Origin of the sequence: Cupriavidus sp. OTU4054 (assembly GCF_038440175.1) — a bacterium.
In the GTDB taxonomy this organism is placed as follows: Bacteria; Pseudomonadota; Gammaproteobacteria; order Burkholderiales; family Burkholderiaceae; genus Cupriavidus; species Cupriavidus pauculus_D.
In genome coordinates, this window is sequence record NZ_JASATF010000009.1 from 30176 (window position 1) to 51502 (window position 21327).

A 21327-nucleotide genomic window follows, 5' to 3' on the forward strand; every position below is an offset into this window, starting at 1 on the left:
GGTCAGGTCCTCGCTTGCGTGAGCACGGCACCGAGCGTGCGCTGGGCCAGCACGATCTTGAATCGGTTGTCCTCGGTCGGCATCGCCTCCGCGAACAGGCGGTCGCTCGCAGCCTTGGCGCCGCGCGCCAGTTCGGCATCGGCGGCGTCCATGCGCCATGGCTTGGGCGCGACGCCGCCGAGCGCCACGCGGCCCGTACCGTCGCGCTGCACGATCGCCGCCACGGAAACCAGCGCGAACGCATACGAAGCGCGGTCGCGCACCTTGCGGTAGATCTGCGCGCCGCCGACCGGCGCGGGCAGCGTCACCGCGGTAATCAGTTCGCCGGGCATCAGCGAGGTCTCCACCTGCGGGGTATCGCCGGGCAGGCGGTGCAGATCGACGATCGGAATCACGCGGCGCGTGCCGTCCGCGCGCACGGTCTCCACATTGGCGTCGAGCACGCGCATGGCCACGGCCATGTCGCTGGGATGGGTCGCGATGCAGGCCTGACTGCCGCCCACCACGGCAAGCTGCCGGCTCACGCCGCCGAGCGCGCTGCAACCGCTGCCGGGCTGGCGCTTGTTGCAGGGCTGGTTCGTGTCATAGAAATAGGGACAACGCGTGCGCTGCAGCAGGTTGCCGGCCGTCGTCGCGCGATTGCGCAGTTGCCCCGAAGCACCGGCCAGCAGCGCGCGCGACAGTACGCCATAGTCGCGGCGCACGCGGGCGTCGGCCGCGAGGTCGGTATTGCGCACGAGGGCACCGATGCGCAGCCCGCCCTGCGGCGTCGGCTCGATCTTGTCGAGCCCAAGGCCGTTCACGTCGATCAGATGCGCGGGCTGTTCGATCTCGAGCTTCATGAGGTCGAGCAGGTTCGTGCCGCCGGCAATGAAGCGTGCGCCTGGCGTGCGCTGGGCCGCTGCCGCGGCGGCGGCCGGATCCTGCGCGCGTTCGTAGGTAAAGGCTTTCATGCGCGGCTCCCTCCGGTCGTCGTCCCCGTGGCGGCTGCCGCCTCCACGATCGCCTCGACGATATTGGAGTAGGCGCCGCAGCGGCAGATATTGCCGCTCATGCGCTCGCGAATCTCCGCTTCCGTCAGCTGCGGCCGCGCGGTCAGGCTCGCGCTCACATGACTCGGAATGCCGGCGCGGATCTCGTCGATCACGGCCACGGCAGAGCACACCTGCCCCGGCGTGCAATAGCCGCATTGATAGCCGTCGTGCTTCACGAACGCACGCTGCATCGGGTGCATGCGCTGCGGCGTGCCGAGGCCCTCCACCGTCGTGACTTTTGCGCCCTCGTGCATGATCGCGAGCGTCAGACACGAATTGATGCGGCGGCCATCGAGGTGCACCGTGCAGGCGCCGCACTGGCCGTGGTCGCAGCCCTTCTTGGTTCCGGTCAGATGCAGGTGCTCGCGCAAGGCGTCGAGCAGCGTGGTGCGGGTATCGAGGTCGAGCGTGACGCGCTGGCCGTTGACCTCGAGCGTGACTTGAGACATCGCAGGTTGGCTCCTAGATGCGGAAACGGCGGGGGCCGAGGGGGCGCCCTGCGCGGAAGCCAGCGGCGGAATGGCCGCGGCGGTGGCGGCGGTCGCGCTGGCTTTGAGCACATCGCGCCGCGTACAGCGAAAAGCGTGAACGTCGTCCATTGTTCGTATCCTTCTTCCAGGCGGAGATCGATGGAACAGATGGCTTACCGGGCTTTCGTGGGGGGATTGGGTCAGGCGGGCGGTCCTGGCCGGCATGCCAGAACGGTCTGGCACGCAAGAAGCGTGCGGGGGTCGCGTGCGGCGACGGAAGGACGGTGCTGCAAGGAAATCCGGGGGAGAGGGGGCCCCCTCCCCGGTAAAAATTACTGCCCGGTGCGATGAATCGACAACGCGCCAAACGACTGCGTCACCGGCATCAGCTCGATCACGTTGATATTGACGCGCGCCGGCAGCGTGGCTGCCCAGAACACGGTCTCGGCGATATCGTCGGGCGTGAGCGCGTCCGCGCCCTCGTACACCTTGGCCACGCGCGACTGGTCGCCGCCGAACCGCACCGCCGAAAACTCGGTGCCGCCCACGAGGCCCGGCGCCACGTCCGTCACGCGGACCCTGGTGCCCGTCAGATCCGCGCGCAGGTTCAGCGAGAACTGCCGCACGAATGCCTTGGTGCCGCCGTAGGCGTTGCCGCCGGGATACGGATACTCGCCCGCCGTCGAACCGATGTTGACCACGTGGCCGCGATTGCGCGACACCATGCCCGGCAGCACCGCGCGCGTCATGTACATCAGGCCCTTGATATTGGTGTCGACCATCTGGTCCCACTTGTCGAGGTCCGCCGACTGCGCGGGCTCGAGACCCAGTGCCAGCCCCGCGTTGTTGACCAGCAGATCGATCTCGGCGAACGGCGCCGGCAGCCCGGCGATCGCGGCCTGCACGGCCTCGCGGTCGCGCACGTCGAGCACCAGCGGCAATACCTTGTCGCGGCCGAGTTCGTCGGCCAGCGCATCGAGGCGGTCCTCACGGCGGCCCGCGGCGATCACGCGATGACCCGCCGCGGCGAAACGCCTGGCGATGGCGATGCCGAATCCAGCGGTGGCGCCCGTGACTAGTACATTCATATCCGTTTCCTGCTGTGCTTGTAGTGGTGGAAATTCACGCATCGCCGTCCTTCACGTACTGCGCGATGCCGTTGCCGAACGACCAGTCCTCGCGCCCGTTCGGCGACAGCTGGATCTGGACGTCCTCCCGCCGCAGCCCCGGGCTTCGCGCAAGGCGATCCGCCACGGCCCGATATAGCGCCTGCTTGGTCTTCGTATCCCGCCAGTTGCTCTGCAGGATGTTGATAAAGACCACGTCGTCGCTCCGGTGTACGCCGAGATAGTCCGCATCGTAGATGAATTCGTCGCGATCGTGCTGATGGATCAGCTGGAAGCGGTCCTCCGGCGGGACGTGGAACGTCTCGACGAGCGCCTCGTGCACGCCGTCGGCGATGGCGCGGATATGGGCGGGCGATTTGCCCTTGAGCAGGGAGATGCGGACCAGCGGCATGGTGGACTCCGTTGTTTGCGTGGTTGACGTGTCCAAGATAGCCGCCAATAATGTTTCTGAAAATCAGAAATATTCAAATCTTTACTTCCACGTAATCGAACGATCATGCGCACCAACCTTGACATGGATGTGCTGCGGACATTCGTGACGGGCTTCGAGCTCGGCAGCTTCGCGCGGGCGGCGGACCGTCTGGGCCGCTCACAGTCGGCCGTCAGCACCCAGCTACGCAAGCTCGAGGACCAGATCGGCCTGCCCCTCGTCCAGAAAGCGGGCCGCGGGCTTGCGCTGACCACCGCGGGCGAGGCGTTGCTGAGCTATGCGCGGCGGCTGCTCGAACTCAACGACGAGGCCGTGGACACCGTGCGCGGCGCGAATCTCGAGGGATGGGTGCGGCTGGGGTTGCCGCAGGATTTCGCCGATACGCTGCTGCCAGCGGTGCTGGGTCGCTTTGCGCGCGCGCACCCGAAGGTTCGAGTGGAGGTGCAGGTCGATCGCAGCGTGCCGCTGGCGGAGAAGACGCTGCGGGGGGAACTCGATATGGCGCTGGTGTGGGGCGACGGTAGCGATTTGCCGCACTACCCCAATGGCGAGCGCGTGGCCGACGTGCCCATCGCATGGGTCGGCACCCCCGAGTGGGCCGAGCGGGCCGAGCGGGCCGCACGTCGGCACGCCCTGCCCGACGAACCGCTGCCGCTGATCGCGTTCGTCCCCCCGTGCACCTTCCGCGCGGCCGGTATCGCCGCGCTCGATGCCGCGGGCATGCCCTGGCGCCTGGCGTTCACGAGCCCCAGCCTCTCGGGCCTCTGGGCCGCCGCCGCGGCCGGCCGCGGCGTGACGCCGCGCACGACGGTCAGCCTGCCGGGCACCCTGACCGCGCTCGATCCGAAGACGAGCGGCCTGCCGCCGCTGCCAACCGCCCCGCTTTCGCTCCATCGCGCCGAAGCGGACCCGAGCGCGGCGGTACAGCGACTGACGACGATCGTGCTGGAGACCATCCGCGAGGCCCTGGATCAGGCGCCCGCGAACCGATCCGTCGCCGCGACGAGCTGATCCAGTATCCCCGGCTCCGTCCACGCATGGCCCGCGCCCTCGATCACATGCAACGTGGCAGCGGGCCACGCCGCCTGCAGCGCATAGGCGTACCGCACCGGACACGGCATGTCGTACCGCCCATGCACGATCACCCCCGGTATCCCCGCGAGCCGGTGCGCATCCCGCAGTAGCTGCCCGTCCTCGAGCCAGCATCGATGCGTGAAGTAATGGTTCTCCAGCCGCGCGAACGCCAGCGCGAAATGCCCGTCGTCGTGCTTGGCCGTATTGTCGGGATTCGGCAATAACGTGATCGTCTGCCCTTCCCAGACACTCCACGCCCGCGCCGCCTCGACCTGCTTCTCGAGATCGTCGCCCGTCAGCAGCTTCCGGTAGGCGGCAATCATGTTCCCGCGCTCGGCCTCGGGCACGGGCGCCTGGAAGCGCGCCCATTTCTCGGGATGCATCTCGGAGACCCCGTATTGGTAGTACCAATCGAGTTCCGCCTGCGACACGGTGTAGACGCCCCGCAGCACGAGCGCAGTCGTCCGCTCGGGAAACTTCTCCGCATAGGCCAGCGCCAGCGTGGAGCCCCAGGACCCACCGAACACGAGCCACCGCTCGACGCCGGCCAGCAACCGCAGCCGCTCGATGTCATCCACCAGATGCCAGGTCGTATTGGCTTCCAGCCCCGCATGCGGCGTAGAGCGTCCGCATCCGCGCTGGTCGAACAGCATCACGTCGTAGCGCGCGGGGTCGAAGAGCCGCCGATGGTCGGCGGAGATCCCCCCGCCCGGACCGCCATGCAGAAACACCGCGGGCTTGGCCCCGGGCGTGCCGACACGCTCGTAGTAGATGACGTGGCCGTCGCCGACGTCGAGCATGCCGGTCTCGTAAGGTTCGATGGCGGGATAGAGGGTGCGCAGGGTCATGGCGGGATCGAAAATGGGCGATGGAACGCCGGAAATTCTACGCCCGGCAACGATTCGAGCGTTTATTACACGCGCGCTTACAGCCATTTACATCTGCTCACCATCGCATAACCCACTGTAATGATTAGTGGTGCATCATGAACTCCATCAACAAAGGCCAGCGAATCTGGCCGACCACAGCCCCGAAGGAGCTCACCATGCGCAAGTCGATTCGATATACGGGCATTGCCCTGCTCAGTGCCGCACTGCTGGCCGCAGGCCCGGCATCGGCGCGCGACTACGGCCGCGACCGCGGTCACTATCACGGTGGCGGCCATGGCGGCGGCGGTGGCGGCGTAGCCCTCGCGATCGGCGCGCTCGCCGGTCTCGCGATCGGCGCGGCCGTCCTCAGCAGCAGCACCGCCGTTGCCGCGCCGGCCCCGGTCTACGCCCCGCCGCAACCGGTCACGTATATCGAGCAGGGCGGTTATGTCGAGCAGGGTTACACGTCGTACCAGCAGCCCTACCCGCAACAGCAGGTGCAACCGTACTCGCAGGTGCCTCCGGGCTACTGCTACCGCAGCAGCGACCGCGCCTATGTACCGTGCTCGCAGCCGGCGCAGGTCAACTACTACGGCTACTGATCGCCGCACGCATATACATTGAGATACAAGCGCGAGGGTTCGCGAACATACGTCGGATACATCGTCAGGGACAAATAGCAGGGCATCCGGTCCCCGTAGGAAACAACGATGAAAACGACGCGCTTCACCCTCGCCTCCCTCGCTTCCCTCGCGCTGGCCGCCTCGGCCGCCCTGCTCGCGCACCCGGCCCTGTCCGCCCCGTCGGACAACAAGGCAGCCGCCAGACCGGACCCCAATGCCTCGCCGATCTATGGCGTGACGATCCCCAAGGGCTATCGTCAGTGGGAGTTCGTCGCCCCGGCGCTCGAAAAAGAGCCGCTCAACGAACTGCGCACCGTGGTCGGCAACAAGATCGCGATGGACGCATACAAGAAGGGCAAGCTCCCCTTCCCCGACGGGTCGATCCTGGTCAAGCTCGCGTACAAGTACACGCAGTCTCCGGACTTCGAATCCGCGCTCGTGCCCGACCACGCGACCACGGTGCAGGTAATGGTCAAGGACTCGAAGAAATACGCCGCGTCGGGCGGCTGGGGCTATGGCCGTTTCATCAACGGCAAGCCCGTCGACGAGGCCCAGCACCAGACCTGTTTCGCCTGCCACGCGGCGCGCGTGAAAGACCGCGATTACGTATTTACCCGGCTCGTACCGTAAGCGCGCCAAATCGCGATTTATTGGCCTCAGAGCGTGTAAAAACGACAATTTTCGCGCGCGGTGGGGCACCCCCGTCCGTTGCCGGCATCCTGTAAGATACGAGTTCTCCGCAGCCTGCCAGCCCACCGCTGGCGGCTGCGTTTTGACTGGAACGACGACCGGACCGACGCGGGCATTGCGTGACTGCACAACAGACACATCTCGAGACTCAATCTGAAGGACACGGCGAAGGACAGGGCAAGGACGCTGCCGCCGCCGACGTACTCGCGGCACTCCGTGCGGCAACGTCCGCGCGGCATGCGACGCTGGACAGCTCGATGCCGCTTTCCCAGCCCGAACCGGCCCTCGTCGATTACCGCGACCATCTGCTGCTGATCCGCGCCTGGCTCGCCCCCCTCGAAGCGTGGTTCGCGCAGTTCGGCGACGGCCCGCAAGATCCGAGGCTGCTGCCCACCGTGCAACGCCTGCCCGCGCTCGACGCGGATCTCTCGCATGCCACGATGCCGCCGGGCGGCCCCGAGGTCCCGCCCGTGGATACGGCCTCGCTGCGCACGGATGCGGCTTACCGCTGGGGCATCAGCTACGTCATCGAGGGTTCGCAGCTCGGCGGCGCCGTGCTGTATCGCCAGCTGGCCGAGCGCTTCGCGCCGCATCCGCTTCGATACCTCGGTCCGCAATCGCCGGGCCCGCGATGGAAGCAGTTTCTCGACGCGCTGCGCGCCAACGTGCACGGCCCCGCCGATATCGCGGCGGCGTGCGAAGGCGCATGCCGTGCGTTCGACGACCTGCTGGCGCGCACCGCCGCCGTGGACGGGATCGCCCCGTGAGCAGCGCGGTCAACGACGCCGGCAACGACGCCGGCAACAAATCGGGCGGCGACGCGGCCAACGATGGCGGGAACGACCCTACGCGTCTGCCCGTCGACACCGCCTACCTGTTCGAGGTGCTCCCCGACGCGTACCTGATTCTCGACGCGCGCCTTATCGTCCTGCACGCCAACGCGAAGTACCGCGCGATGACGGGCCGCACGCTCGCCGAGGTCGTCGGCAAGTCCGTCTACGAGATCAATCAGGCAGGCTCGGCCGCGCAGCGCCGGGCCCGCGCCGAATGGCTCGATGCCACACTGCACGGCCTCGCCCCCGGCGAGGCACGCCTGTCTTCGCTGATCCGCTACGACATCAGCACGCACGGCGCGTTTGCCGAGCACTACTGGCAGGTCCGCGCGTCGCGTGTGGAGGCTCCGCCCGCTGCCGCATCGGTGGCGCCCGACGGGTTGCTGCTGCTCCAGGTGATGGACGTGACGACCCAGGTCGTCGCCGAAGAGCACAATCGCCGCGAGCACGCGAAGCTGCGCTCGCAGGCCCGGCTGCGGCAGGTGCTGGTCGAGGAAGCCAACGAGGAGTTGCGCTACAACCAGGCGCGGCTGGACGAAGTGCTGTCGTTCGCGCGCGTCGGCGCGTGGGAGATCGACCTCGCCACGGGGTTCATGATCTGCACCGACCAGTGCAAGGCCAATCTGGGCCTGCAGCCCACGGACGCGCTCGACGAACGGCGGCTGTTCAGCGAACTGATCCATGAAGACGATCGCGAACGCGTGCGTGCCGCGATCGATGCGAGCATCGACGCCCGCGCGCATTTCGAGGTCGAGTACCGCGTCACGTGGGCCGACGGCAGCGTGCACTGGCTGATGTCGCGCGGCGCGGCCCGCCATCTTGGCGATGGCACCGCGCAGTCGATGCTCGGCTTCACCATCGACATTACCGCGCGCAAGACCAGCGAACTGCGCAGCCAGGCCTATGCGGCCGAGCAGCAGCGCGCGCGCGAGCACAGCGATCGCGCCGTCCGCGCGATGGACCACTTCGTCGCCGCCGTCAGCCATGAACTGCGTTCGCCGCTGCATGCCATCCTCTGGTGGACCACGCTGCTGCAGCGCGCCAAGGACATGGCGCACGTGGAGCGCGCGACCGAGGTCATCGAGCGCAATACGCACCAGCTTGCGCGCATGGTCGATGACCTGCTCGACAGCGGCGCCATTGCCACGGGCAAGCTCTCGGTCGAACTCCGGCCGCTGGATCTGGCGGCACTCGCCAGCGTCGTGGCCGAGGATATCCGCGTGGGCGCCGAATCGAAGGGTCTCGTCGTGCGCGCGGACTCGCTGACCCCCGCCATCGTGCTCGCCGACGAAAGCCGCATGCGCCAGATCGTGTGGAACCTGCTGACGAATGCGGTCAAGTTCACGGACCGCGGCAGTATCGAGCTGGCCGTGACCCTCGACGGCGCGCGCGCCGAGCTGACGGTGCGGGACACGGGCGCGGGCATCGAGGCAGAAGCGCTCGAACGGATCTTCGAGCGTTTCGAACAGGCGCGCGGCGAAGGCACGGGCCGTACCGCGGGGCTTGGGCTGGGACTCTGGATGGTGCGGAACCTCGTGCAGGTACACCGCGGAACGGTGACCGCGCACAGCGACGGCCCGGGCACGGGCGCGCTGTTCCGCGTGGTGCTGCCGCTGGCCACGCCGGACGATATCCGGCGCGCGGCCGCGCAGCGCTAGGGGTGCGGGGTCAGGGCCGCGGGGTCAGGGTTGATAAGGCGGGGGCTCGTTCAGCACCGCCCAGAACACGCCCAGGTCGTTGATCGCCGCCATGAAGTCGTCGAACTCCACGGGCTTGACGACATACGCGTTCACGCCAAGGTCGTAGCTGCGCAGCAGGTCGCGCTCCTCGCGCGAGGACGTGAGCATCACCACCGGAATACGCCGCAGCCGTTCGTCGTCGCGCACGGCCTTGAGTACCTCGTGCCCATCGATCTTGGGCAGCTTCTTGTCGAGCAGGATCACCGCGGGATTCTCTTCCACGCGGTCCACCCACTTGCCCTCGCGACGCAGGAAATCGAGCGCTTCCGCGCCATCGCGTACCGACACCACCGGATTGGCGAGCCGGGACCGCTCGAGCGCGATCAGCGTCAGCTCGATATCGTCGGGATTGTCTTCAACCAGCAGGATCGGCCTCAGCACGATCGTCCTCCACTTTCTTCGTATCTTTGAAAACCGGCCGGTACGGCTGGCCGGATGACACCGCAGCCAGTCGTGCGGCCGTCTCGGTAGCGGTCTCGTGGACCGGCACGCTCTCGGGCGTGACTTCCCGTGGCAGCGAGAACGAAATCGTGGCGCCCCGGTCGAGCTCCCCCTCGGCCCAGGTCTCGCCGCCATGGCGCTCGATGATACGCCGGACGCTGGCCAGGCCGATTCCCGTGCCCGGAAACTCCTCGAACCGGTGGAGCCGCTGAAACACGCCGAACAGCTTGTCCGCGTACTTCATGTCGAAGCCCACGCCATTGTCGCGCACCGTGATCACGTCTTGTCCGGCGAGGTTGCCCTCGCCTTCGGTGCGGGTCACGGAGATGCGTGCCACCGGCTGACCGTCGGTCCCCGTGCGCGTGCCCGTGAATTTTATCGCGTTCGAGATCAGGTTCCGCAATACCACGACCATCAGCACCGGATCGGCATTGACCATGCCCAGATTGCCGATCTCCCATTCGATGCGGCGGTCGATCTGGCGATCGCCGAGTTCCCGGGTTTCATCGGCCACCACGCGCGCGAGCAGATCGTCGAGATCGATGGCCTGCGCGCGCAACGCGGCGCGTCCCATCTGCGAAAACGACAGCAGGTCATCGACGAGCTTGCCGCCGAAGCGCGCCTGGGCAATGATGCGCTCGACGAAGTGCCGGCCACGGTCGGACAGCTTGGCCTGCTCCATCTCGCGCAGCAGGTCCGCATAGCCGACGATATGGCGCAACGGGGCGCGCAAGTCGTGCGACACCGTGTACGAGAATCCTTCGAGCTCGCGGTTCACGCGACCGAGTTCGAGTGCGAGCTGCGCGAGCTCTTCCGCGCGGCGCAGCACGAGGTTCAACAGCGCGCCGCGGAACTCGCCCGCGATCTCGACCTCCGCGAGCCGCCACGGGGCCGAGCGGTTGCGCACGGTCTGCGTCCAGACCTCGAAGCTTTTGCGCGGGGACAGCGACGGCGACAGCGTCGACAGCTTGGCGCGGGGATCGCCCGCCCAGCGGATCGTGCGCACGACCTCGGGCCGGAACCAGATCACGTAGTTGCGGAACAGGCGCGACAGCGACACCGCGAGCAGCCCCGATGTGGCGGGGGACAACTCGGTGATCTCGGGCCACGCCTCGGCGAGGTTGTCGGTGGCGAATACGTCCTCGGTCCGCGTGTCGAACCAGTTCACGAGGCGTTCGATCACGCCGGTTGCGGGCGCGTCGCCCATCCGCACCACGCGGCCTTCGAACACCACGGCCGCGCCGGTGGCGCCGGGCAGGTCCAGCAGGTCGCGCGGGTCGGCGGCGATCGCGTCGATGAAATCGTCGGCGTTGGCCATCGAGGCCAGCAGGCGTGCCTGGCGGCGGCGTAGCTCGAGCCGGTAGTCGGCCTCCGCGTGGTCTTCCTTCGCCTCGATCTGCAGCGACAGCACCTGCGCGATGTGTTCGCACGCGGTGCGCACTTCGAAGGGCGGCACGCGCGCGGTGTCGTGGTGGCACGAGATGAGGCCCCACAGGCGGCCGCGCACGACGATGGACATCGACATCGACGACCAGGTGCCCATGTTCTTCATGTACTGCACGTGCACGGGCGAGATACTGCGCAGCGAGGCGTAGGTCAGGTCGGTCGTGCGACCCGTGGCCGGATGCGCCGGCGGGACCAGCGGCGATGCCACATAGTCCGCGTCCGCGATCAGGCGGATGCGATTGCGCAAGTACAGCGCACGGGCCTGTGCGGGGATGTCCGAGGCAGGAAAGCGCTGACCGAGGTAGCCGGCATAGCCCGGCGACAACGACTCGGCGATGACATGGCCATGGCCTTCGTCGTCGAACGAGTACACCATCGTGCGGCCGTAGCCGGTAATCCGATGGACCTCGCGCGCGGCGAGCACCGCCAGCGCGTCGGAGTCCTCGACGTTCTGCAGGCTGTTGATGAACGTACGGACCAGCGGGTACATCGACCCGAACACGTCGGACGTGTCGCGCGCGGGCTCGAGCTCGACGATGGCCGTGCCGTCGTACCGGTGCACGACGATCGCGAGCGGCGCATGCATGCCGCCGCGCGGGTCGTCGATGGATCCCGCGTAGAGCGGGATACCGTCGGTATCGAGATCGTGCAACGCCTGGTGGACGAGCTGCGCGCCACGCTCGCCGAGCACCGCCGACAGCGTCTGCCCGAGCACCGACTCGACGTTGGCGCCCACCAGTACGCTGATGTTGGCGCTGACCTGCACCACCTGGCCGTCGTCATCGACGCTCAGCAGAAAGCCATGCGGCTGGATACCACCAGGAATGTGAATCGGCTCACGCGCGCAGTCTGCCTCCACAGCTTTCGTGGGAAGCGCCGAAACCGTGGCAGTCGTCGAATCCGTGGCAGTCGAGTCGTCGGCCATGTCTGCTCCGTCAAAGAGACCCCGATTCTCTCACAGGCACACTGCCCCCGGGCGTTGCAAAATTTACCGGTGCCGTTGCACACCGAGTTCGTCTATTCTCGCTAGATCGCATCGCAAAAAGAGAACAACACGATGATCATGAAACCCTATCGCCGGCGCCTGCTCGGCGGCCTCGCGGCCCTGCTCTTCACGGGCCTGCTCGCCGGCTGCGTGACCGACAACGACGACGACGATCTCCCTTCCGCCGACACCCCCGGCGGGGTCCGCCTGCAGATCGTCTCGTTCGGCGACAGCCTGTCCGACGTCGGCACGTATGCCCCGTTCGCCAGCACGCTCGGCGGCGGCCGCTACACGACGAATCCGGGCCAGGTGTGGACGCAGGTCGTGGCCACCTACTACGGCGACACGCTCGTGGCCGCCCAGACCGGCGGCTACTCCGCGCCCATCGTGAACAACCCCAACGGATATGGCTACGCGCAAGGCGGCGCGCTGGTCACCGGCACGCAAGGCGTCAACTGGGCCGCCAATGGCACGGCCGCCCTCACGGTCCCCGTCGCCACGCAGCTCCAGAACTACCTGTCCGCTCACGGCAGCTTCCGCAACGACCAGCTCGTGCTGATCCAGGGGGGACCGAACGACGTGATCCAGGCCGCCGGCAACATCGTCAGCAACCCGCTGAACGCGGTATCGGCCACGGCCGCGGTACAGGCCGCGGGCGTGGCGCTGGCAAAGGTGGCGCAGAACGCGATCCAGAATGGCGCCAGGCATGTCGTGGTGGTCAACGTCCCGAACCTCGCCGAAACGCCGCTGACGATGCTGTCGCTCGACCCGTCTGTCACGGCCGCGGTATTCAACCCGCTCGTGCAGGCCTTCAACACCGCGCTGGCCAATCAGCTGACCAACGACGACACCATGCGCCGGGTCGTCTATATCGACGCCGCGACGTGGTTTCACAACGCGCTGGCCAGCTACCAGTCGCAGGGCTTCACAGTGTCAAACACGGCAACGGCGTGCAACCTCGCGGCCATGGCGCTGCGCCCGCCCCCGGCCTTCCAGTCGAACCCGACCGCATACGCGACGTCGCTGTTCTGCTCGCCGGTCAACTTCACCGCTGCCGGCGCGGACCAGACATACATGTTTGCGGACCTCGTCCATCCGACCACTCATCTGCACGCGCTGTTCGCGCAGAACGTGCAGCGCGCCGTCGCCGCCTCGGGCCTCGGCCGCTAGTCAGGCCGGACCCGCCATCCTTACGGCCGGTCCGTCTCCCACGACGCTTCCGCGCGCAGCACGGGCCGCGCCTTGACATAGGTCTTCAGGAGCGCGTGCTGGTTCGCCGGAATCTCGTAGTCCCAGCCGAACATGCCGAGCTGCAGGCTGCTGGCGATGCGCAACGCGGGCCGCACGAATTCGGCCGCCACCACGTCGTCGAACGTCTCGTGGGCCGTGGCCACGAACAGCGCGATCCAGCGGTCGAAATGCCGGCCCTCGACGCCGGCCAGCGTCAGATGCTTCGCGAGCACGTGGCCGCGATAACGCCGGGTCCCGAGCACGATGCTCGACCAGAAGTCGTCCATCTTGCCGAGGTGAGCGTCCCAGCCGTCCGCGAGCACGCGCTCGAACAGGGGACCGATCAGCGCGTCCGCGCGAACGCGGCCATAGAACCGCCGCACGAACGCGGCGACCGCCTCCTCGTCCGGCAAGGCGGGACGGTAAGACGCGGGTGGGAACGCGGACACGTCATTCATGGCACGGCTCGGTATTTTAAAGATGCATTCACTATACACCTTACAGACGCTTGTCGCACCGGAATCCGGTGCTAGCCCGCCTTCACCGGAATCCGCGCGAGCGCCACATGGTCGTCCAGCACGCGCTGCAGCGCATGGGGCTTGCGAACGAGATCTTCGAGCGTGTACCGGTCCAGCACGTCGAAGTACGCCTGCAGCGCGTCGCGCAGCACGCCGCGCAGGCCGCAGACGGGCGTGATCAGGCATTCGTTGCCGGTCCGGAAGCATTCGACCATGCCGAAGTCCTGCTCCATGGTCCGGATGACGGCCCCTACCCCGATCTTCGCGGCGGGCCGGGCCAGCTGGATGCCGCCGGAGCGGCCGCGCAGCGTGTGCAGGAATCCTTCCTGTCCCAGCCGGTGGACGATCTTGATCAGGTGGTTCTTGGGAATGCCGAAGCTGTCGGCAATCTGCTGGATCGTCACGAGCCTGTCCGGGTGCACCGCGATGTGGATCAGCGTGCGTAGCGCGTAGTCGGTGTAATCGGTGAGTTTCATCGGCGCTCCGGCCGGGAGCCGGGAAATCGTTAACTTGACCGAAGCATACATCTTTTATGCGCCATTCAGGTGCATTGTCCAGCACACTGGACGCTATGTTTCAGGCTGCACATTTCACGGACGTAGCAGTAGGGCTTTGCCTATACTTATGTCTGTATCCAGGTTTGCCCTCGTTACAGCCCACGAGTCCGGGACGACCCGGCAAGGAGTGTCCTCATGGTTAAGATGAACCGCCGACAGTTCCTGAAGATCACAGGAGCTTCGCTGGCGGGTTCCAGCCTCGCGTTACTGGGGGTCGCCCCCGAGACCGCGCTGGCGGAGGTGCGCACATACAAGCTCGCGCGCACCACAGAGACCCGCAATACCTGCCCCTATTGTTCGGTCGCTTGTGGGGTTCTGATGTATAGCCTCGGCGACGGCGCGAAAAACGCGACCAAGTCCGTCATCCATATCGAGGGCGATCCCGATCACCCGGTCAATCGCGGCACCCTGTGCCCGAAAGGCGCCGGCCTGATCGACTTCATCCACAGCCCCAGCCGCCTGAAGTATCCCGAGTACCGCGCGGCGGGCTCGGACAAATGGCAGCGCATCAGCTGGGAAGACGCGCTGGACCGCATCTCCAAGCTGCTAAAGCAGGACCGCGACGCGAACTTCGTCGAGAAGAACGAGAAGGGACAGACCGTCAATCGCTGGCTGACCACGGGCATGCTCGCCGCGTCCGCCGCGAGCAACGAGGTTGGCTATATCACGCACAAGACTGTCCGCAGTCTTGGCATGCTGGGATTCGACAATCAGGCACGTGTCTGACATGGCCCGACGGTGGCAGGTCTTGCCCCGACGTTTGGCCGTGGAGCGATGACGAACCATTGGGTCGACATCAAGAACGCGGACGTTATCCTGATCATGGGCGGCAATGCCGCCGAGGCACACCCGTGCGGCTTCAAATGGGTCACCGAAGCCAAGGCGCACAACAAGGCGCGGCTGATCGTCGTCGATCCGCGCTTCACGCGCTCGGCCTCGATTGCCGACTATTACGCGCCGATTCGCACCGGCACGGATATCGCCTTCCTGGGCGGGGTGATCAACTACCTGCTGACGAACGACAAGATCCAGCACGAATACGTGAAGTCGTACACGGACTTCACCTTCATCGTGCGCGAGGACTTCCAGTTCGAGGACGGCATCTTCTCCGGCTACGACGCGGAGAAGCGGTTCTATGACAAGTCCACCTGGGACTACGAGCGCGGCGCCGACGGATATGTGAAGACCGACCCGACGCTCTCGCACCCGCGGTGCGTCTACAACCTGATGAAGGCGCACTACGCGCGCTATACGCCCGAGATCGTCGAGCGCATCTGCGGCACGCCGAAGGACAAGTTCCTCAAGGTGTGCGAGATGCTGGCGTCCACGTCCACGCCGGACCGCAACATGACCATCATGTACGCGCTCGGCTGGACGCAGCACTCCATCGGCTCGCAGAACGTACGCTCCGGTGCCATGGTGCAGCTGCTGCTTGGCAATATCGGCGCGGCGGGCGGCGGCATGAACGCGCTGCGCGGCCACTCGAACATCCAGGGGCTGACCGACCTCGGGCTGCTGTCCAACTCGCTCCCGGGCTACCTGACGCTGCCCGGCGAGGCCGAGCAGGACTACCAGAAGTACATCGAGGCCCGCTCGCCGAAGCCGCTGCGCGCGAACCAGCTCAGCTACTGGCAGAACTACCCGAAGTTCCACGTGAGCCTGATGAAGGCATGGTGGGGCCCGGCGGCCACGGCGGAGAACAACTGGGCGTACGACTACCTTCCCAAGCTCGACAAGCCCTACGACATCCTGCAGATGTACGAGCTGATGCTGCAGGGCAAGGTCAACGGCTATATCGCGCAGGGCTTCAACCCGCTGGCCGCGGCACCGAACAAGAACAAGGTGTCGCAGGCGTTCTCGAAGCTCAAGTTCCTGATCGTCATGGACCCGCTTGCGACCGAGACGTCGGAGTTCTGGCGCAACGCCGGCGAGAGCAACGACGTCGATCCGTCCAAGATCCAGACCGAGGTGTTCCGCCTGCCCACCACCTGCTTCGCCGAGGAAAACGGCGCGCTCGTGAACTCGGCGCGCTGGCTCCAGTGGCACTGGCAGGGCGCGGATCCTCCCGGCGAGGCGCGCAGCGACATCGAGATCATGTCCGACCTGTTCCTGCGCATCCGCAAGATGTACCAGACCGAGGGCGGCAAGTACCCCGATCCGATCGTCAACCTGTACTGGCCGTACGCGGTGCCCCATTCGCCGACGCCCGAGGAACTGGCGAAGGAGTATTCGGGCCGCGCGATCACGGACCTCGTGGACCCGAAGGACTCGACCAAGGTCATCCGCAAGGCCGGCGAGCAGCTGGACAGCTTTGGGCAGTTGCAGGCGGACGGCAGCACGGCCAGCGGCTGCTGGATCTTCTGCGGGTCGTGGACGCAGAGCGGCAACCAGATGGCCAAGCGCGACAACGCGGACCCGACCGGTATCGGCCAGACGCTGAACTGGGCGTGGGCATGGCCGGCCAACCGGCGCGTGCTCTACAACCGCGCGTCGTGCGATGTCAGCGGCAAGCCGTTCAACCCGAACCGCAAGCTCATCGCGTGGAACGGCAAGAGCTGGACCGGCTTCGACACGCCCGACTACAAGCTGGACGAGGATCCCGCCAATGGCATGGGTCCGTTCATCATGCAGCCGGAAGGCGTGGCGCGGTTCTTCGCACGCGGCAATATGGTCGAGGGGCCCTTCCCCGAGCACTACGAGCCGTTCGAGAATCCGCTCGGCTACAACGTGCTGCACAAGAACAAGCAGGCCATCAGCAACCCGGCCGCGCGCGTGTTCAAGGACGACTGGCAGCACTTCGGCAAGCCCGATGCGTTCCCGCATGTGGCCACGACGTACCGGCTTACCGAGCATTTCCACTTCTGGACCAAGCACGCGCGAATCAACGCGATATTGCAGCCGGAACAGTTCGTGGAGATCGGCGAGGACCTCGCGAAGCAGGTCGGCGTGAAGGCAGGCGACCGGGTCAAGGTGTCGTCGGCACGTGGCTACATCAAGGCCGTGGCGCTGGTGACCAAGCGGATCAAGCCGATGGCGATCGACGGCAAGACCGTGCATACGGTCGGCGTGCCGCTGCACTGGGGGTTCACGGGACTGACCAAGCCCGGCTTCATCACCAACACACTGACGCCATACGTGGGCGACGGCAATACCCAGACGCCGGAGTTCAAATCGTTCATGGTCAAGGTTGAAAGGGCATAGGGGGCGCGATGGCACTACAGTCTCTCGATATCCTGCGGCTGTCGGCAACCACCACGCCCATGCCGAGCGTGAGGCAGCCGATCACCGGCAGCGTCGCCAAGCTGATCGACACCACCAAATGCATCGGCTGCAAGGCTTGCCAGGCCGCGTGCATGGAATGGAACGACCTGCGTGGCGATGTGGGCACGAACGTCGGCGTGTACGACAATCCGGCGGACCTCGACGAACATACGTGGACGCTGATGCGGTTCTCCGAATACGAGAACCCCAACGGCAACTTCGAATGGCTGATCCGCAAGGACGGCTGCATGCACTGCGAGGATCCGGGCTGCCTCAAGGCCTGCCCCTCGCCGGGCGCGATCGTGCAGTACGCGAACGGCATCGTCGACTTCCACGAGGAAGCGTGCATCGGCTGCGGCTACTGCGTGGCCGGCTGCCCGTTCAACATTCCGCGTATCTCCAAGACCGACCACAAGGCCTACAAGTGCACGTTGTGCTCGGACCGCGTGGCCGTGGGGCAGGAGCCCGCTTGCGTCAAGACTTGCCCGACGGGCGCGATTGTGTTCGGTACCAAGACGGACATGATCCAGCACGCCGAGGAACGCATCGTCGACCTCAAGTCGCGCGGGTTCGACCAGGCGGGTCTGTACGATCCGGCCGGCGTCGGCGGCACGCACGTGATGTACGTGCTGCATCACGCCGACAAGCCGCAGATCTATCACAACCTCGCCGAAGATCCGCATATCAGCCCGCTGGTAAGCCTGTGGAAAGGCATTGCCAAGCCGCTCGCGGTCGCGGGCATGGCCTTCGCGGCGCTGGCCGGATTCTTCCACTACATCCGCGTGGGTCCGAACGAGACCGGCCCCGAGGACGAAGCGGCGGCCGAGGACGAGATCGTGCGATGGGGCCGCGACAATCCGAAGCCGCAGGGCATGCCTGCCGGCGCCACGCCACCCGAGGAGGAGGTCCGCGATGAGGAACGTCGATAAACACCGCCCCGCGGTGATCCACCGCTATACGGCCGGCGAGCGCACGAACCACTGGATCGTCGCGTTCACGTTCGTGCTGCTGGCGCTATCGGGGCTTGCGCTGTTCCATCCGTCGATGTTCTGGCTCAGCGCGCTGTTCGGCGGCGGCACCTGGACGCGGATCCTGCATCCGTTCCTCGGCGTGCTGATGTTCGTCTGCTTCGTGGTGCTGGCGCTGCGGTTCTGGCATCACAACCTGCTGACGCGCAGCGATGCCGAATGGCTGCGGCAAGTGGACGACGTGGTCAACAACCGGGAAGAGAACCTGCCGGAAGTCGGGCGCTACAACGCCGGACAGAAGCTGCTGTTCTTCATGATGGTGGGTTGCCTGCTGTTCCTGCTGCTGAGCGGCATCGTGATCTGGCGCGCGTACTTCGCGATGTACTTCCCGATCTGGGCCATCCGGCTCGCGGCCGTGGTCCACGCCGTTTGCGCGTGGGGCCTGATTTGCGGCATCATTGTGCACATCTATGCGGCCGTATGGGTCAAGGGTTCGGTGCAGGCCATGACGCGCGGGACCGTGACGCCGGGCTGGGCGTGGAAACATCACCGTGCCTGGTTCCGCGAGACCTTCCGGCCGAGCGACAAGTCGTAGAGACGCGTCGCAAGCTGGTCATTCAGGACAATCGATGGTGCAACGCATCTTACAACCGCAGGAAATCGAGTCTACCGATCATGTCTCGATCGCCCGCCTGCGGCTGCCCGAGCGGACCGAGGTGTTTGCCCACCGCGCGCAGCGCCTGCGCAAGCTGTCGGCCGACAATCCGCTCGGCCAGGCCTTTGGGCCGTATCTCGCGCTGATGGCCGGCGTTGCCGAGGCGCAGCACGCGATCGCCGGCACGCTGACCTTGCCGCCGCCTTCCGACGCCGCGATCGATCGCGCGCAATCGCATGGCATGCCGTTGTTCGCGGCCATGGACGAAGACGCGCTCGAGGGCTGGCAGCCCGTGGCCAACCGCCTTGTCGCGGAACTGATCGCGGGCGGCACCCTGCCCCCGGACGCGCTCGCCGCATTGCAGGCGCTGACGCCGGAAACGCTCGACGAACAGGCGCAGGCCATTCTCGGCATGCGGGACCTGCCCGTCGATGGCATGAGCGCGCCATTCATCATGGCCGCGCTGCAGCTGCACCGCACGGTGCTGGCATCGCAGTTGCGCGAATCGCAGGTGCCGACGCTCGACGTCGCCACGGTGTGCCCCTGCTGCGGGTCGCTGCCGGTGGCGAGTGTCGTGCGCATCGGCGGCCGCTATCAGGGCCTGCGTTATCTGCAATGCGGGCTCTGCGCGACGGAATGGCATATGGTGCGCGTCAAGTGCACGCATTGCGAATCGACGGAAGGCATCAGCTATCACGTCGTCGAAGAGCGTTTCGAAGCGCTCAAGGCCGAGACCTGCGATCAGTGCCATCACTACCGCAAGATCGTCTATATGGAGAAGGACGCGACCGTCGAGCCGCTGGCCGACGACCTCGCTTCCCTCGCGCTCGACGTCATGATGGCGGAGGCCGGCTACGGACGCGCGAGCGGCAATCCGCTGCTGTGGCTCGGCGAGGACGATGATGACGAGTACGCGGACGGCGCCGATGAACGATAGCGTCTCGACCGCTGCCCGTCCCGCCGACATCCCCTCGGTCGATCGCCTGCTGAACCAGCCCTTCCTGCAACCCCTGATCGCGCGCCATGGCCGCGCACCGGCCACGGCCGCGCTGCGCCGGTTGCTCGATGGCCTGCGCGCGGAGGCCGTGGCGGGCCGTCTGACGCGGCAGGCGCTGGAAGATGCGGCGCTGCACGATGCGCTGGCCGAGGCGCTGGCCCGTGACAGCGCGCCACGGCTGCGCGCGGTATTCAACCTGACCGGCACCGTGCTCCATACCAACCTCGGCCGTGCGCTGCTGCCCGATGCCGCGGTGCAGGCGGTCGTGCGCGCGATGACGAGCGCGGCCAACCTCGAATTCGACCTCGACGACGGCGGCCGTGGCGATCGCGACGACCTCATCGACAATCTGCTGTGCGAACTGACGGGCGCGGAGGCCGCGACCGTCGTCAACAACAATGCCGCCGCGGTGCTGCTGGTGCTCAACACGCTCGCGCAGCGGCGCGAGGTGGTGGTATCGCGCGGGGAGCTCGTCGAGATCGGCGGGGCCTTTCGCATTCCGGACGTCATGCAGCGTGCCGGCGCCAAACTCGTAGAGATCGGCACGACCAACCGCACGCATCCGCACGACTACGCGAACGCCGTCGGCGCGCGCACCGCGATGCTGATGAAGGTGCATTGCAGCAACTACGAGATTACGGGCTTCACGCGCAGCGTGGAGGTGGCCGAGGTGGCCGGTATCGCAAAGCCGCATGGGGTGCCCGTGGTGGTCGATCTCGGCAGCGGCACGCTGTGCGACCTCACGCGCTGGGGACTGCCGCGCGAGACGACGGTGCGCGAGACCATCGCGGCCGGCGCGGACCTCGTGACGTTCAGCGGCGACAAGCTGCTGGGCGGGCCGCAGGCCGGACTGATCGTCGGGCGCAAGGACCTGATCGCCAGGATCAAGAAGAACCCGCTCAAGCGCGCGCTGCGCGTGGGCAAGATCACGCTCGCCGCACTGGAACCGGTGCTGCGGCTCTATCGCGACCCTGACACGCTGGCGCAGACGCTGCCGACGTTGCGGCTGCTCACGCGACCCGCCGCGTCGATGGCGGCAATGGCCGAACGCCTGCTGCCGCCGCTGCAGGCCGCGCTCGGCGAGGCCTGGCGTGTCGATGCCGTGCCCACGGTCAGCCAGATCGGCAGCGGTGCGCTGCCCGGGGGCCAATTGCCGAGCCATGGGCTCGTCATCGCGCCCGTGGCGGGGAATGCGGGCGGCGCGAAACGTGGGACCGGGCGTCAGTTGCAGCGGCTGGAAGCGGCGCTGCGCGGATTGCCGCGCCCCGTGATCGGCCGCGTGGGCGAGCAGGCGCTCTGGCTCGACCTGCGGTGCCTCGAGGAAGCCGACGAAGCGGAATTCGTCGCGCAATGGTCCCAGCTTGGGCTTACTGGCTGAAG

The 21327-nt window shown here is 66.7% G+C and carries 20 protein-coding genes; 11 read left to right on the forward strand and 9 right to left on the reverse strand.

Going from position 1 to position 21327, the window contains the following annotated elements; genetic code table 11:
- Nucleotides 1-2: 2 nt before the first annotated feature.
- The 4 genes from AAHB16_RS12760 to AAHB16_RS12775 form a co-directional block, all read right to left on the reverse strand.
- Nucleotides 3-953 carry an FAD binding domain-containing protein gene (locus AAHB16_RS12760; RefSeq protein WP_150377159.1) on the reverse strand — a complete coding sequence of 317 codons (951 nt, stop codon included), beginning with the start codon at nt 951-953 and terminating at the stop codon, nt 3-5.
- A complete protein-coding gene (gene paoA, locus AAHB16_RS12765) occupies nt 950-1633 on the reverse strand; it encodes an aldehyde dehydrogenase iron-sulfur subunit PaoA (protein ID WP_342051027.1) in 684 nt (227 codons plus the stop codon). Before paoA ends, AAHB16_RS12760 begins: the two co-directional genes overlap by 4 nt.
- 203 nt (nt 1634-1836) lie before the next feature.
- A complete protein-coding gene (locus tag AAHB16_RS12770; protein WP_342051028.1) occupies nt 1837-2592 on the reverse strand; it encodes an SDR family NAD(P)-dependent oxidoreductase in 756 nt (251 codons plus the stop codon).
- A gap of 34 nt (nt 2593-2626) precedes the next feature.
- Nucleotides 2627-3022 (reverse strand): tautomerase family protein, encoded by a 396-nt coding sequence (locus AAHB16_RS12775; protein WP_150377156.1) that lies wholly within the window; start codon nt 3020-3022, stop codon nt 2627-2629.
- 105 nt (nt 3023-3127) lie between these two features.
- Here AAHB16_RS12775 and AAHB16_RS12780 point away from each other — a divergent pair, with 105 nt between their 5' ends.
- Nucleotides 3128-4072 (forward strand): LysR substrate-binding domain-containing protein, encoded by a 945-nt coding sequence (locus tag AAHB16_RS12780; RefSeq protein ID WP_342051029.1) that lies wholly within the window; start codon nt 3128-3130, stop codon nt 4070-4072.
- Here the strand turns inward: AAHB16_RS12780 and pip are convergent.
- On the reverse strand, nt 4033-4983 hold the full coding sequence (gene pip / locus AAHB16_RS12785) for a prolyl aminopeptidase (protein WP_150377154.1): 951 nt from the start codon (nt 4981-4983) through the stop codon (nt 4033-4035). The two genes, AAHB16_RS12780 and pip, sit on opposite strands and share 40 nt — an antisense overlap.
- A gap of 197 nt (nt 4984-5180) precedes the next feature.
- Between pip and AAHB16_RS12790 the strand changes: the two genes are divergently transcribed.
- The 4 genes from AAHB16_RS12790 to AAHB16_RS12805 all read left to right on the forward strand — a co-directional run bounded on the left by AAHB16_RS12790 (nt 5181) and on the right by AAHB16_RS12805 (nt 8808).
- The gene (locus tag AAHB16_RS12790; RefSeq protein ID WP_150377153.1) at nt 5181-5606 is read left to right on the forward strand and encodes a mechanosensitive ion channel protein MscS; all 426 of its coding nucleotides are present in this window, start codon (nt 5181-5183) and stop codon (nt 5604-5606) included.
- A 108-nt stretch (nt 5607-5714) separates the two neighbouring features.
- Entirely contained in the window at nt 5715-6257 is a 543-nt protein-coding gene (locus tag AAHB16_RS12795) for a cytochrome P460 family protein (RefSeq protein ID WP_150377152.1), read from the forward strand.
- 317 nt (nt 6258-6574) lie between these two features.
- A complete protein-coding gene (locus AAHB16_RS12800) occupies nt 6575-7084 on the forward strand; it encodes a biliverdin-producing heme oxygenase (RefSeq protein WP_223851671.1) in 510 nt (169 codons plus the stop codon).
- Nucleotides 7081-8808 (forward strand): sensor histidine kinase, encoded by a 1728-nt coding sequence (locus AAHB16_RS12805; RefSeq protein WP_223851670.1) that lies wholly within the window; start codon nt 7081-7083, stop codon nt 8806-8808. Before AAHB16_RS12800 ends, AAHB16_RS12805 begins: the two co-directional genes overlap by 4 nt.
- 24 nt (nt 8809-8832) lie before the next feature.
- Here AAHB16_RS12805 and AAHB16_RS12810 read toward each other — a convergent pair whose 3' ends face one another.
- A complete protein-coding gene (locus AAHB16_RS12810) occupies nt 8833-9270 on the reverse strand; it encodes a response regulator (protein ID WP_150377149.1) in 438 nt (145 codons plus the stop codon).
- A complete protein-coding gene (locus tag AAHB16_RS12815; RefSeq protein WP_342051030.1) occupies nt 9245-11701 on the reverse strand; it encodes an ATP-binding protein in 2457 nt (818 codons plus the stop codon). The genes AAHB16_RS12810 and AAHB16_RS12815 overlap by 26 nt, the downstream gene beginning before the upstream one ends.
- A gap of 138 nt (nt 11702-11839) precedes the next feature.
- Here AAHB16_RS12815 and AAHB16_RS12820 point away from each other — a divergent pair, with 138 nt between their 5' ends.
- On the forward strand, nt 11840-12931 hold the full coding sequence (locus tag AAHB16_RS12820; protein WP_342051031.1) for an SGNH/GDSL hydrolase family protein: 1092 nt from the start codon (nt 11840-11842) through the stop codon (nt 12929-12931).
- A gap of 20 nt (nt 12932-12951) precedes the next feature.
- On the opposite strand, the gene AAHB16_RS12825 is transcribed toward AAHB16_RS12820, so the two are convergent.
- Entirely contained in the window at nt 12952-13449 is a 498-nt protein-coding gene (locus AAHB16_RS12825; protein ID WP_150377146.1) for a group III truncated hemoglobin, read from the reverse strand.
- A 71-nt stretch (nt 13450-13520) separates the two neighbouring features.
- On the reverse strand, nt 13521-13985 hold the full coding sequence (locus AAHB16_RS12830) for an RrF2 family transcriptional regulator (RefSeq protein WP_342051032.1): 465 nt from the start codon (nt 13983-13985) through the stop codon (nt 13521-13523).
- A 216-nt stretch (nt 13986-14201) separates the two neighbouring features.
- On the opposite strand from AAHB16_RS12830, the gene fdnG reads away from it, so the two are divergent.
- From fdnG to selA, 5 genes are read left to right on the forward strand one after another with little or no spacing between them, the layout of a single operon-like run.
- The gene (fdnG, locus tag AAHB16_RS12835) at nt 14202-17267 is read left to right on the forward strand and encodes a formate dehydrogenase-N subunit alpha (protein ID WP_342051033.1); all 3066 of its coding nucleotides are present in this window, start codon (nt 14202-14204) and stop codon (nt 17265-17267) included.
- Between the two features lie 8 nt (nt 17268-17275).
- Complete coding sequence (gene fdxH / locus AAHB16_RS12840; protein ID WP_150377143.1) at nt 17276-18256, forward strand: formate dehydrogenase subunit beta; 981 nt, start codon at nt 17276-17278, stop codon at nt 18254-18256.
- Nucleotides 18240-18890: a formate dehydrogenase subunit gamma gene (locus tag AAHB16_RS12845; RefSeq protein WP_342051034.1), complete on the forward strand. Its 651-nt coding sequence runs from the start codon at nt 18240-18242 to the stop codon at nt 18888-18890. The genes fdxH and AAHB16_RS12845 overlap by 17 nt, the downstream gene beginning before the upstream one ends.
- Nucleotides 18891-18924: 34 nt before the next feature.
- Nucleotides 18925-19887 carry a formate dehydrogenase accessory protein FdhE gene (gene fdhE / locus AAHB16_RS12850; RefSeq protein WP_150377141.1) on the forward strand — a complete coding sequence of 321 codons (963 nt, stop codon included), beginning with the start codon at nt 18925-18927 and terminating at the stop codon, nt 19885-19887.
- Nucleotides 19877-21325, forward strand: coding sequence for an L-seryl-tRNA(Sec) selenium transferase (gene selA / locus AAHB16_RS12855; RefSeq protein WP_342051035.1), 1449 nt, complete (start codon nt 19877-19879; stop codon nt 21323-21325). The genes fdhE and selA overlap by 11 nt, the downstream gene beginning before the upstream one ends.
- Nucleotides 21326-21327: the final 2 nt, after the last annotated feature.

What these genes read in the sequence shown, in the direction of transcription:
- AAHB16_RS12820 (WP_342051031.1), top strand. Translation starts at nt 11,840, where the DNA reads ATGAAACCCTATCGCCGGCGCCTGCTCGGCGGCCTCGCGGCCCTGCTC.
- AAHB16_RS12775 (WP_150377156.1), bottom strand. Translation starts at nt 3,022, where the DNA reads ATGCCGCTGGTCCGCATCTCCCTGCTCAAGGGCAAATCGCCCGCCCAT.
- fdxH (WP_150377143.1), top strand. Translation starts at nt 17,276, where the DNA reads ATGGCACTACAGTCTCTCGATATCCTGCGGCTGTCGGCAACCACCACG.
- AAHB16_RS12780 (WP_342051029.1), top strand. Translation starts at nt 3,128, where the DNA reads ATGCGCACCAACCTTGACATGGATGTGCTGCGGACATTCGTGACGGGC.
- AAHB16_RS12790 (WP_150377153.1), top strand. Translation starts at nt 5,181, where the DNA reads ATGCGCAAGTCGATTCGATATACGGGCATTGCCCTGCTCAGTGCCGCA.
- AAHB16_RS12825 (WP_150377146.1), bottom strand. Translation starts at nt 13,449, where the DNA reads ATGAATGACGTGTCCGCGTTCCCACCCGCGTCTTACCGTCCCGCCTTG.
- AAHB16_RS12795 (WP_150377152.1), top strand. Translation starts at nt 5,715, where the DNA reads ATGAAAACGACGCGCTTCACCCTCGCCTCCCTCGCTTCCCTCGCGCTG.
- fdhE (WP_150377141.1), top strand. Translation starts at nt 18,925, where the DNA reads ATGGTGCAACGCATCTTACAACCGCAGGAAATCGAGTCTACCGATCAT.
- AAHB16_RS12770 (WP_342051028.1), bottom strand. Translation starts at nt 2,592, where the DNA reads ATGAATGTACTAGTCACGGGCGCCACCGCTGGATTCGGCATCGCCATC.
- selA (WP_342051035.1), top strand. Translation starts at nt 19,877, where the DNA reads ATGAACGATAGCGTCTCGACCGCTGCCCGTCCCGCCGACATCCCCTCG.
- paoA (WP_342051027.1), bottom strand. Translation starts at nt 1,633, where the DNA reads ATGGACGACGTTCACGCTTTTCGCTGTACGCGGCGCGATGTGCTCAAA.
- pip (WP_150377154.1), bottom strand. Translation starts at nt 4,983, where the DNA reads ATGACCCTGCGCACCCTCTATCCCGCCATCGAACCTTACGAGACCGGC.
- AAHB16_RS12760 (WP_150377159.1), bottom strand. Translation starts at nt 953, where the DNA reads ATGAAAGCCTTTACCTACGAACGCGCGCAGGATCCGGCCGCCGCCGCG.
- AAHB16_RS12830 (WP_342051032.1), bottom strand. Translation starts at nt 13,985, where the DNA reads ATGAAACTCACCGATTACACCGACTACGCGCTACGCACGCTGATCCAC.
- AAHB16_RS12815 (WP_342051030.1), bottom strand. Translation starts at nt 11,701, where the DNA reads ATGGCCGACGACTCGACTGCCACGGATTCGACGACTGCCACGGTTTCG.
- AAHB16_RS12845 (WP_342051034.1), top strand. Translation starts at nt 18,240, where the DNA reads ATGAGGAACGTCGATAAACACCGCCCCGCGGTGATCCACCGCTATACG.
- AAHB16_RS12800 (WP_223851671.1), top strand. Translation starts at nt 6,575, where the DNA reads ATGCCGCTTTCCCAGCCCGAACCGGCCCTCGTCGATTACCGCGACCAT.